We start from the raw sequence: 12,666 nt of genomic DNA on the forward strand, positions 1-12,666 counted from the left end.
GAATACCAAGCACGCCCGGCATATCAACAGAATGACTATATCGGATGGATCACCAGAGCCAAACTCCAGAGGACGAAAGAAAAACGACTTTTCCAGATGCTTGAGACGGGTGATATTTACAATTATATGGACCACACTCCATCAAGAAAGAGCAAGGCAAAGAAGGAGAGCGAATGAACATCGAATACTTAAGCCCGGATGGGTTGCACAAGAACCCCGCTTTCTCTCAAGTGGTTGTAACCCGGGGGGAAGTATTCACTGTCTACGTCGGTGGTCAGAATGCGGCTAACTCGTCTGGTGAAGTTGTTGGGAAAGGCAACATGGCCCTGCAAGCAGAGCAGACTTTCAAGAATCTCGAAATCGCGCTTTCTGCAGCAGGAGCGCGACTTGAGAACGTTATTAAATGGACTGTCTATGTTGTCCATGGGCAACCACCGCAGCCGGCTTTTGAGGTGTTTCAGCGTGTATGGGGAAGTCGTCCTAATCCACCACTTGTCACTATGCTGTTTGTAGCCGGTTTGGCGAATCCAGACTTTCTATTGGAGATTGAGGCAATTGCTGCCATTTCTAATCAAAAGAGCAGTTGAAGCAAGTGTTATGCTGCGAACAATTATGTTCCACAGCAGTAAGGCCATCGTATTCTTCTGATTGTGGTCGTTAAGCAACCTGGAAAATTGGCAATTAACTGCAATCACAGCAGCACAGTACTGGGCAAGTTAATAGTGCTTTCAATCACCTTATTTTACCAGTCGCAGTTAAACTAACAAAACTCCACTGCCCGATACTGCTGGATTATTAAACATGTTAACCGTTGGAGCGATAACAAACGTGTGTTGGTCAGGGATAAGGTAATTCAAGTGTAGGAAGCCTTAGTGTCACCCTGTGATCCCACTACCGAAATATATGGAATTTTAATATACTCACTAGATCCGGTGGCATTGCGTGCTGTATGTGTTGGAGTTTGTTGAGATCGGTCATTGTTGGCAGCGTTGTATGGCCATACTTATGAGGAGGCATTGTGCGGAATATTGTTATGAGTTTAATCGTATTGTTAAGCGCAAACGTTTTGGGGCTGGAAATATCTGACTTTAAATCTGGCCTCATGTGCGGAATTAATAAAGATGATATGGGTTGGGTTTGCTTCGAATCCGAAGATATATATGTTACGGGTCAAAGCTCATGTCAATCACAAAGCGAAATAATGAAGTGCACTTGGTATGGATTTTCATTTGATTATAGTAATGCAAAGGTCGGCCAGGAAATTACCTGTCATTACACAAGGTCTGAGCCTGCGTCTCAAATAAATCTGCAATCACAAAGTGATCATACTAGAAGTAGTGGTTCATTCACGTTTACACTCGATAAGAGCAAGGGATATTTCGTGAATCCACAATATTCTGTTCTGCAAACCAGCGGTAACAGGAACGAGTTTCGTTTAACCACTGCTACCGAATGCTTTAGCGAGGGAAAACCCGTATTTAACTATAAGTTCACATCCATATATCCACCGAATATATAACCATGCAAATCTACTAGTGCTGGCAGGCTGGAACTCCGCTGTGTTGGTTAAATTGCATCTTAATAGTACCCTTTAACCAACTACGCTCTGGCGGTCACTGCGACGCTAATTGTTATTCAGGAGAAATATGAAACTTCGAATTTTCATTATGGTATTCGCCCTAGTCCTATCAGGATGTTTCGGTTCGGTTGCGCGATATCAACCTCAGCAGGTCAACGCTACAGGCATGTATACCCATCAACCCTCAGGATCGAATTTTCCAGAGGAATTTGAAGGTTTCTATCGCGTTTCAATTACGAAATTCGATGAACGAGAAAACGATATTGGTGTGGGCTATAACCACAAAGAGATGCCAATTGCCTTAACTCTTTATATCTATCCTGAGCCGAAAGTATTGTCATTTGGTTCTCCGAAAGACGTGATTGATTTGGCTGAGCAAAGAGTCTTCGAAAATGAGTTTGAACGATCCGTCCGCGAAATTTTACTGTCACATCAAAATTCAAAGCTTGTAACCCGGCTAAACTACACGTTGCATCAAAGCGGCTACCGCGATAACGGCCTTTTCGCAGAATTCAGTTACGTTGAAGACTTTGCAGGGAAATACCAGTCACTGAACTCTCAGCTGTATCTTTTTCATATAGGTAGTTGGATATTTAAATATAGAGCCACATACCCGGAAACAATAAATGCTAAACCACAAATTGAAAATTTCATGTTGAAGTTTCCGATGCATCAAGATACTTAACAGAATATTGAAAAATGTGCGCTTCACTCACTGGAATCTGAAAAACTATCAATAGTACGATTCCTTCAGATTTTTACTTTGAGTCCTGATGCAGTGATTGACTCTATTATCCAGGTTGTCATCTGACTCAGTGGCAAGGTCTGCGAGTCTTTGAGTACATCGTCGAAAATCAGTGAACCCGCGAACCTGTGCGGTCACAGTGTTGCCGCCTGACTACCGGCGGCGTAATGACACGACTTTGTCCATTTATTCGGGTGCCTTGGCACGTTTATGCACGTCCTTCAGCATCAACATAGAAAAGATTTTTAATTCTTTGTCGGTATCAAAACCACACCGCTCAGGCGCTTTCTCGGGGTTGCGGTAAGTGCCAAACAACATATCCCATAGAGGAAACTCAGCGTAGTTATTTCGATGTCTTTGGTATTCGTGATGAACCCGATGCATGTCCGGTGTCTGGATAAAATAGCCGATCCACCGAGGCACGCTGATGTTGACATGAGTAAATATCGACACCATGGAATAAATGATCGCATACCAACCGACAGCTTCGGCATTCAGACCAATGATATGCACCATGATGCTGCCAAAGAATGTTACCGAGATGGAATTGAATGGGTGGGTATAAAAGGTTGCGAGCAGCTCTATACGTTGTGGGCTGTGATGAAGCTGATGAAAAAGTCTCCACAAAAGATCGCTCTTATGCATGGCAAGGTGCCACCAATAGACGGCCAGTGTGGCCCACATGAAACCCACAAGACCTGCTAGGGGGGCTGGCAGGTATGCTGATGTATTCACCAGCATTACATTGGGAATGGCTTTGTCAAACCACATGGAAAACAGCTGCGCACAAGTGAGGGTGAATAGTGTTACGCAGATTGCCCGGGTTTTCCACCAGGGCAAAGCTGGATAATTTCTGGCTTTATGAAACCGCTCAAGAATAATTAAAAACGCCAGGAAAACAAAAAAACTTACATACATTATGACTGCCTCTATTGATACGCTCAGAGAGCCTCTAAGGAACCTCTGACAACTGGCCTATTTTCGCGCAGGATGTTGTCAGCTCCCATCGGAGTGGTGCCTTCTTCTCTGCACCAAAATTATTTCTATTTTCAGAATACTTATTAAGCTAATTCTGTTTTAGAAAACTCTAAATAAATAAATTTTTAAATGTTCATAAAATTTAATACCGGCATTATTCCAGTGATTTATGAAATACATATTTTCTATCTTTATATGACACAAATATTTCAGCTCTGATCAGTTTCTATATTGTCCGAATATTATTGTTTATTTTTTTGTTGAATATCATTAGTTAAAAAATATATCAATCCGATTTTTAGTAGTAGAAATACGGTTTTTTGCCTTATATTAGAATGAAAGCTCTATGAATTCAGCCACTTATATGTAGGTCTGTAAAAATTTAAATCCATACTAAAGTATGACAGCTGATTTTTTTTTAAAAATTCGTCAGTAAATTTTGTTCATGATTTTGATGGTTTTTAGTAAGGACAAATAGTATTTGTTGATTCGTATATTTCCGTAATATAGGATCTCGAAAAATAAAAAACTAAATAGATATTTGTTGGTTTCGTTTATGTCTTGTGTGGTTTTTCTAAGATGGATGCTAGTTGTGCGTCTTCGACGTCCCAATCTATTTTTGTACAGATGACGTAAGCCCCCATTTTTTTTCAGAGATCGATGAGGAAAGCCGAATGGTTCAAGTTATGAAAAGTGCAGTTTCACGATTCTTTTATCCATTCTGGCTGCTGCTAACCGTCTTGGGTTCGTATGCCATGATTGTTTCTGGATTCCCAGAAGCGACAACGGTCATTTTATTCTTTTTTGCGTCCTGTGGTGTCATTCTGGCGTTGGAGTGGTGGATGCCGGTTAACCGCGACTGGGTCAAACCTCATAAGGATGTCATAACCGATATTGCACATTTCTTTTTTTCAGCGGGCGTGACGGTTTCCTTAATTAGGGTTTTGTTATATATGCCGCTGTTTATGTTGGCGAGCTATATATCTTCAGTTATTCCATTTTCGTTGTGGCCGGCAAAATGGCCGCTGCTGATTCAGTTTGTGCTGATGGTTATTCTGGTCGACTTTTTTACCTATTGGGTGCATCGGTTCATGCACACCATTGATTTTCTATGGCGTATCCATTCCGTGCATCACTCAGTGAGTCGCCTGTATTCGTTCAACTCTGTCCGGGTTCATCCATTCGAAACAATACTGTTTTATGTCGCGCAAACAGCACCGATGGTGCTATTGGGTGCTCCTGTAGAGCTCATGGCCATGTTCACCTGCTTTATTGGGGTAACGAGCCTGCTGCAACATTGCAATATCGATATTCACTATGGTGTCTTTAATCGGGTGTTCAGTACTTCAGATCTGCATCGCTGGCATCATTCCAAGATCGTCAAGGAAGCGCTTAATTATGGCGATAACCTGATCATCTGGGACATCGTGTTTGGTTCATATTACCTGCCAGATCGAAAGGGTCCGGCGGAACTCGGTATTGGCGGAGCGATTCGCGAATATCCGCAAAACTATATTGGCCAGGTGCTGGCACCGTTTACCTGGAAGCGGTTGGCGTACTCCAGCGACGATACAGTTGCGTCAAAGGTATCGGGTGACCATGATTGAAGCATCGAATATGCATGGACACGATGGCGCTTTTTCAGCCGATAAGTTTGGTAATGAAATGTTCAAACGGGACTATCGGGTGAAATACGCTTATGTCGCTGGAGCCATGTATAAAGGAATTGCTTCGGTTGAAATGGTGGTGGCAATGGCGAAAGCCGGACTCATGAGTTTTTTGGGTGCGGGAGGCTTATCCAACACTGTGCTCGAACAGGCCATTGTGGATATTCAGGCGGCGTTGACTGAAGGTGAGACATTTGGGGTCAATTTACTACCGGACTACGCAACACCCGAAAAAGAAATGAAGCGGGTGGATATTCTGCTTCGGCACAATGTGCGTTATGTTGAAGCCGCGGCCTATATAGAATTGACGCCAGCTGTCGTGCGTTACCGATTACAGGGGCTCCACCGGAATGAACGCGGCGAGGTTCAATGTAGCAATACTGTGATGGCAAAAGTGTCTCACTCGGACGTCGCAGAGATATTCATGCGGCCAGCACCGACTTCCATGGTTAATAAATTGTTATCGCAGGGATTGGTCACAGCGGAACAGGCTGAGCTGGCCTCGCAGGTTCCATTAGCACAGGATATTTGTGTTGAGGCGGATTCGGGAGGTCATACTGACCGTGGGAACGCCTACGTATTATTGCCCGCCATCATGCATTTAAAGGAGCAGTTACAGGCTCAACAGCAATATGGGCAACCTGTTCGTGTTGGGCTGGCTGGTGGCATCGGTACTCCGGAAGCCGTCATGACCGCATTCTTTCTGGGGGCGGATTTTATTACGACCGGTTCCATCAACCAATGTTCTGTGGAAGCCGCCACCAGTTCCGCTGTTAAGGACCTGCTTCAAACCATAAATATCAAAGACACCGGTTATGCGCCTGCTGGTGACATGTTTGAAACCGGTGCGACAGTTCAGGTCTTAAAGAAAGGTGTTTTTTTTCCGTCCAGAGCCAATAAACTCTATCGTTTATACAATCAGTATCAATCTCTTGATGACATGCCCGAGGATGTTATCCGGCAACTGGAACGTAGCCTGTTCAAATGCAGCATTGATGAAATCTGGCAGCAAACCCGCACCTATATGCAAAACAGCCGACCTGCCCAGCTGAAGTTAATCGAAACCAATCCAAGAAAAAAAATGGCAGCTGTTTTCCGTTGGTATTTTATCCAAACAACCCGACTTGCTCTGCGTGGTGATGAACACAACAAGGTTGACTATCAGGTTCATTGTGGACCTGCACTGGGCGCACTCAATCAGTTATTGCAGGGGACTGCTCAGGAACATTGGCAGAACCGGAGTGTGGTCTGGTTGTGTGAGTATCTGATGAACGGTGCCGCGCGCCTTTTGTCAAAAAGATTCCGGCAATTCTCTTCAGGTTATTAGCCGGCAACACTAATGCCGGGCTGACAGTACTACGTGCTCTGCTGACATAAACAGCGAATTCTATCTCTATCAATGAGGTGAAAGATGAAACCAGTTTATATATGTCCCCGCCAGGTAGAGCAGTGTTATGGAATGGGGCAGGCATTTGTTGAATCAGATGACGCGCTGTGTTGTTCCATTGAGCCATTCGGTATCTATGTGCTCATGTTTCAATTGCATCAGACACGATATTCGCTGTCTTTCATTCATACCTTCAATGCCTTGAGTTATCTCGACAGGCAGAAACGAAATTGTCCTTTGTCTGACTATGTCACGGCACGTTGTCAGGACAAATCAGAAGTTCCTCATGCATTCGATGTGGGTGCATATTTGGGTTGGTTGGAGATGTCCTGGCCGCAATTGGGGCCGGGTCTAACTGCTACGTGTTTCATGAGTGGGTATATATCCGGGCAAGTGTTCCGCCTGGGCAATTTATGAGTGTTTTAAACAGAGGTGTGACATGCTTTCGGTAATCAATAATTATGCCCATGGATTGGTTGCAGTTCCTGTTTATCTGGCGCTAAAAAAACACGCCATCGTCGATTATCTTCAGCAGCATCCGAATTGCTGTTTTGATGAGCTGGTTGATTTTGCCGGTGCCAATCCCGGCCATTTGAAAACTGCTCTGGTGCTGGCCGAAGCGATGGGTTACATCCGTGGTGTTCGGGCAGACAAAATACAGTATCACGCGGATCATCCGGTCGCTTCCCTGCCTGAAGATCTGTTGTCATTGTTGACGATTGATTACGATCATTATCTGACTCAGGAATCATTACAGTTATCACTGGCTCCGTGGATTTCGCGGTTAACGCAACGATGGGGACTGCCTGACGAAGAGCTGGCCATGTATGTCGATGGCTGCCTGCTGGTACCGTTGTTGTTGAACATGCAACAGCGCGGTCTGCTGACCATCGACCCGGAACAACAAACCTTAAGTTTTACCCAACAACACCTGGCGGCCGGTGATGAACTGCTGGAGCTGTTTTTGAATCGCAGCTGGTTGGTATCCGAAGGCGTAGCTCCGGTACTGACGGGTACCGGTGAATTTATTGCCCGGCGGATTTTTATTGTCGCATCTGTGGCCTCATATCTGCCGATGTTCGCGCAGATTGAATCGGTGATTTTCGGCGATTGCGAGCCAGTGTTCGAGCGCGACGAACAGGGCCACGAGACTCACATTGATCGCGCCCTCAATGTGCTGGGAAGTGGCTTTCAGCATCAGAAATATTTTGCTGATCTGGAGGCATTGATTATCCAGATTTTTAACCAACAACCGCTCGCAGAACAGCCCCGATATATTGCAGACATGGGCTGTGGTGATGGTCAATTGCTGTTAAAGCTGATCACGGTGATCAAGCAAAAAACCCTGCGTGGCAAACAGCTTGAGCAATACCCTTTGTTATTGATTGGGTTGGACTACAACGATAAAGCCCTGGTCGAAACTGCGGCGACATTGAACGACGAAGCGTTCATGGTGATCAAAGCCGATATCGGTGATCCGGAACAAATGATTTCACTGTTGGCGGAGAACGGCATCAATGACCCGGAAAATATCCTTCATGTGCGCTCCTTTCTCGATCATGACCGACCCTGGATTGCTCCAGTCAACGCGCCCCAGCATTATGCGGATCATGTTCATGGTGTGTTTACCCGACCCGATGGTCGGATGATTGACCCGGCTAATGCCTGGCAGGGGTTACTAGAGCATCTGCAGCGCTGGGCTGCCATTCCTTCGCGGTATGGCATGTTGCTGCTGGAAGTCCACTGTCTGGATGCCGGGGTGATCCAGCAGTATCGCGCGTTGACGGAAAGCCTTCATTTTGACGCCTACCATCGCTTCTCATCTCAATTGCTGGTGCAAGCCGGTGACTTTATTGCTGCCGCCGCTTATTGCGGGCTTATTTTGGATCCGGCGTTTGCACGACGCTACCCGCATGTGCAGCCATTTTCACGTATCACGTTGAATTATTTTCGGCGTCGGTCCTGGCACTTTCGCCTTGCCGGGCCGGATGATCTGGCGTTGCTGGAAACGATGCCGTTCCGGCCACTGAATGATAACGATCAGAGTGCATTGTTTGAGGAGACATCCATCGCTCGCATCATGGATGAGTTCAGTACCGGTCAATGGGTGGCGGTCAACGAGGGTCAGGTTGTCGCGGCGGTGTTATGTCAACGTTATGCAGACACGAACGATACTACGACTCGCTGGCGACATCAGCAGGATGGCAGCGTGGCCGAAATTATCGGCGTCGCTGTGACAGATCCATCAGCCGTCGCTATCGCCCGTGATCTGGTCGGCTTTATGCGCTGTTACCTGGAACTGGCTGCTGGTGTGGAAACTGTTGTCGGTGATCAGGCCTGCCTCGACGGGTTGCAGAACGAATCCCCCGATTCTGTTTCGGCAGTCATTCAGAGCATCGAACCCGACGGTGATCTGTTCGATACAGTTACCTCGGCCGTCGAGCAGGTCGTCAATGATTCCGGGTTAACTGAACATGATGATGACGCTCTGGTCGAACAGGAGCTGAATGATTTCTGCTGTTTGTGGTTAATGAAAAATATGCAGCGCCTGGGTGTATTCGTCGATCAAACAAAGAAATATCCAAATGTCGAGGCCCTGATCGGACAACTCGATATTATCCCTAAATATCATCGCCTGTTCGGTTATTTCATCGAAATGCTGGTCGCTCACGAACTCATCATTCCTGACCACAATGGTTATCGTATTAACCCGAATAGTCAAAAGCAGATTCCAGAAGATTTTGATCAGGCCAGAGTGTATTTTCGCTATCGTTTTGGTTCACGCTTTCCAGCGTATCAGAGTTGTATCGATTTTGTTTTCCCCAGCTTACAACTCATGCCGGAATTGTTGCAGGGTAAGGTCGCTATTAACGATGTGATGTTTCCCGATGGTGATATGTCGACGTTTTCCGGTATTTTTCTGGGTAATCCCGTGGCCGATTATTTCAATGATCTGGCCGCGGCCACTATTACGGAATATACCCGTGCAAAGTTAGACAAGGACGGTGATGCCCACATCACTATTCTCGAAATCGGTGCTGGTACCGGTGGCTCCACCCAGGCCATCCTGCCGCGACTGGCACCGTTCCGGTCTCACGTGCATTACTGCTACAGCGATATCTCCAGCGCGTTTACCCGTTATGGCGAAAGCCGTTTTGGCGGTGAGTATGAGTTTGTCGAATTTCAACGGTTGAACATTGAACAGGCATTGGAAGAGCAGGGCTTTGAGCCTCAGCAGTTCGATATTGTATGTGCCGGAAATGTCCTCCATGACACCCGTTATATCGTCGATACTTTGGTACGGGTCAAACAGTTATTAAAACCCGGCGGAATTGCCGTACTCAATGAATTTACCGCCGTGAAAGACTACCTGAATTACACCGGTGGCTTTCTGCATGGTTTTCTCATTTATGCCGATGAGCACAACCGGCTGCCGAACAGTTGTTTAATCAGTGCGCCAGGATGGCGACAGGTATTTGATAAAGCCGGCTTCAGCCGCACAGCACTCTACGGCCTGCCATTTATCGACCAGGCGCAGGCCTTTCGTCAGAGTCTGGTGGTGGCATTTAAGCCGGTACACAGCGCGCGTCTGCAACATCCAAACATCGATCCTGAACAAGAGGTGATGGCCACCTCAATGTCATCCAATTCGTCAGTGAAGAGTTATCCTATGACTGCATCAAACAAGCCGAACATGGCCCACATCATCGAGTCGGTGATGAGCAAAATTTTAGGTGAAAGCCGCGCCCAGGCAATCGATGAAGATACACCGTTTATGGCGGCCGGTATCGACTCCATTGAATTGCTGGAAATCCGCACATTGTTAGCACGCCAAACCGGACACGAACTGAGCGCGCCATTTCTGTTCGAGCACAATACCAAAGCCAAAGTTCAACGTTATTTTGCCAGTGTCATCAACCGTGATACGCCGACGGAAAACCACGCGCCGGAGGCGGTCACCGTCACGCAAACGGGCGATTCAAAAGTGGGTCCTGATCCCCGGCCGGTGCAGACAGCAGAACCCGAAACACCGGATGATCAGCTTATCGCCATCACCGGGCTGGCGTTGAATTTTCCCGGTGGCTGCCAGACCGAAGAACAGTTCTGGTCATTGCTGACCTCATCCACGTCGGCCATAACCCGGATGCCACCTGGACGCTGGCGCTGGCCGGAGCACATCGATGTCAACGATCGCCATAAAGGCATTGATTTCGGCGGTTTCCTCGATCATATCGATACCTTTGATCCGGCTTTTTTCCGGATGACCCCAGCAGAAGCGGAATTGCTCGATCCACAACAACGGTTGCTGCTAGAGCTGAGCTGGCAGGCGCTGGAACATGCCGGCTATCGTCCGTCCAGTCTGTCCGGCAGCGATGCTGGCGTGTTTGTCGGCGCCTGCCATTTCGACTATCGCGAACTGCTTGAGAAACACGCACCCAAAAATGATCCCATGCTCACCACCAGTTCCCATGCTGCACTGCTGGCCAACCGGGTGTCCTATTTTTATGATTTTCACGGTCCCAGCGTCACCGTGGATACCGCCTGTTCCAGCTCCCTGGTGGCCATCCATCAGGCGCTGGCAGCGTTGCGCAGTGGAGAGTGTTCAGTCGCCCTGGTGGGCGGCGTTAATTTGATGTGCAGTCCCACCAATACGGTGGCGTTTTATCAGGCCGGTATGCTTTCCCAAGATGGTCGCTGTAAGGTGTTTGATCAACAGGCCAATGGTTTTGTGCGTGGCGAAGGCGCCGCCATGCTGGTGCTGAAACCGCTGGCCCAGGCACAGCAGGACGGTGATAACATTCACTCTGTGATTCGCGGCTCGGCGGTCAATCACGGCGGCCAGGCGAGTTCATTGACGGCGCCATCCCCCCAGGCCCAGGCGAATTTGCTGGTGAAGGCTTATCAAAATGCAAAGGTATCGCCATTGTCCGTGGGTTATATTGAGGCTCACGGTACCGGTACCGCGTTGGGTGACCCGATTGAGATCGACGGTTTACAACGGGCCTTCAATCAGCTGCTGGAGCAACAGGGTGAAGCGCAGCCGCAGTCGTCCTGGTGCGGCCTGGGTTCAGTGAAATCGACTATCGGCCATCTCGAAGGTGCCGCCGGTATTGCCGGGGTCATCAAAGCCATGTTGTGTCTGAAACACGGCAAATTACCTGCCAATTTCAACTTTAACACCCGCAACGCACATATCCCCTGGGCACAACAGACACCTTTCTTCATAGTCAACCAGTCAGGCAGTTGGCCACCAGGGCAACACCCGCGTCGGGCCGGCGTCAGTTCATTCGGTTTTGGCGGTGCCAATGCACATGTTGTTTTAGAACAGTATTCAGCGCCAGCAAACACCGAAAATGCATTGCCAGATGAGCTGAAGACAGCCCCTCAGCTGTTGGTATTGTCGGCCAAAACCGAAACCCAATTGCATCAACGTGCCGAACATCTGCTGGCTTTTTTACGAGCCGGCAACGAGCTGCAGCTGATCGAGCTTGCCTACACCTTGCAGATTGCACGCGAGCCGATGAATTACCGGCTCGCGTTCACGGCAGAGACGCTGGAACAAGCTTGCGAGCGGTTGCAGCAATACGTGCAGAGCACGGAGACGCACGACTCACAGCCTTGGTTCACTGGCCAGACCAGACGGGACAAAGACCGGTTGGGGTCGATTGTAGACGATGCTGCAGACGCAGCACTGTTGATGAAACGCTGGTTCATCCAGCGGGACCTGGACAAGCTGGCGCATTACTGGGTCAGTGGCGGCGAAATAGACTGGACATTGGGCTGGCAGCAATATCTGCCCCGGCGACTGACATTACCGGGTTACCCATTTGCCCGTGGGCACTACTGGATATCGGCAGTGAGTGATTCTGAGGCACACGCTGAAACGCGGGTTGCCGATGCTCACCAGCATTCCTCTGTCGGGGTGCCGACAGCCCGCCAATTACCCACGGACATCAGCCAGATCTATCGGCAGGAACACGAGATCGAACCGATCCTGCTGCAATTTCTCTGGGCCACTGTCCGCCAGCTGGGTGTGATCGCGCCTGCAGACGATACTGCCGGCAGTGAACTGCGCATCACCGGCAGCCTGTCGGGATACTATGACCGCTGGCTGGCGGAAAGTCTGCGTCAGTTGCAGGCCCGTCGCGCTGAACTGCAACCGCTAAGTCTGGAAGACTGCTGGTCGCAATGGCGTGCTCAGCGTGAGCACTGGCTGGCCGATCCCAACCAGCGCGCCCGGATTGAACTGGTGGAAGCCACTTTGCAGGCTCTGCCGGAGATTCTGACCGGTCGTTGTAAAGCTACCGAC

The 12,666-nt window shown here is 48.4% G+C and carries 7 protein-coding genes; 6 read left to right on the forward strand and 1 reads right to left on the reverse strand.

What is annotated here, in order from left to right:
• Positions 1–173 precede the first annotated feature (173 nt).
• A complete protein-coding gene (locus ACQY6I_RS19955) occupies positions 174–587 on the forward strand; it encodes a RidA family protein (RefSeq protein WP_428243270.1) in 414 nt (137 codons plus the stop codon).
• 1,059 nt (positions 588–1,646) lie between these two features.
• Positions 1,647–2,264 carry a hypothetical protein gene (locus tag ACQY6I_RS19960; RefSeq protein ID WP_428243271.1) on the forward strand — a complete coding sequence of 206 codons (618 nt, stop codon included), beginning with the start codon at positions 1,647–1,649 and terminating at the stop codon, positions 2,262–2,264.
• Positions 2,265–2,510: 246 nt separating this feature from the next.
• Here the strand turns inward: ACQY6I_RS19960 and ACQY6I_RS19965 are convergent, their stop codons facing one another.
• On the reverse strand, positions 2,511–3,242 hold the full coding sequence (locus tag ACQY6I_RS19965; RefSeq protein WP_428243272.1) for a sterol desaturase family protein: 732 nt from the start codon (positions 3,240–3,242) through the stop codon (positions 2,511–2,513).
• A gap of 734 nt (positions 3,243–3,976) precedes the next feature.
• On the opposite strand from ACQY6I_RS19965, the gene ACQY6I_RS19970 reads away from it, so the two are divergent.
• The 4 genes from ACQY6I_RS19970 to ACQY6I_RS19985 all read left to right on the forward strand — a co-directional run.
• Entirely contained in the window at positions 3,977–4,909 is a 933-nt protein-coding gene (locus tag ACQY6I_RS19970) for a sterol desaturase family protein (protein WP_428243273.1), read from the forward strand.
• Positions 4,902–6,296 carry a PfaD family polyunsaturated fatty acid/polyketide biosynthesis protein gene (locus ACQY6I_RS19975; RefSeq protein ID WP_428243274.1) on the forward strand — a complete coding sequence of 465 codons (1,395 nt, stop codon included), beginning with the start codon at positions 4,902–4,904 and terminating at the stop codon, positions 6,294–6,296. The genes ACQY6I_RS19970 and ACQY6I_RS19975 overlap by 8 nt, the downstream gene beginning before the upstream one ends.
• Positions 6,297–6,380: 84 nt before the next feature.
• On the forward strand, positions 6,381–6,773 hold the full coding sequence (locus tag ACQY6I_RS19980; protein ID WP_428243275.1) for a hypothetical protein: 393 nt from the start codon (positions 6,381–6,383) through the stop codon (positions 6,771–6,773).
• Positions 6,774–6,795: 22 nt separating this feature from the next.
• The coding region (locus ACQY6I_RS19985) for a beta-ketoacyl synthase N-terminal-like domain-containing protein (protein ID WP_428243276.1) at positions 6,796–12,666 on the forward strand (5,871 nt) is incomplete at its 3' end.

The organism is Gynuella sp. (genome assembly GCF_050297175.1).
GTDB lineage: Bacteria > Pseudomonadota > Gammaproteobacteria > Pseudomonadales > Natronospirillaceae > Gynuella.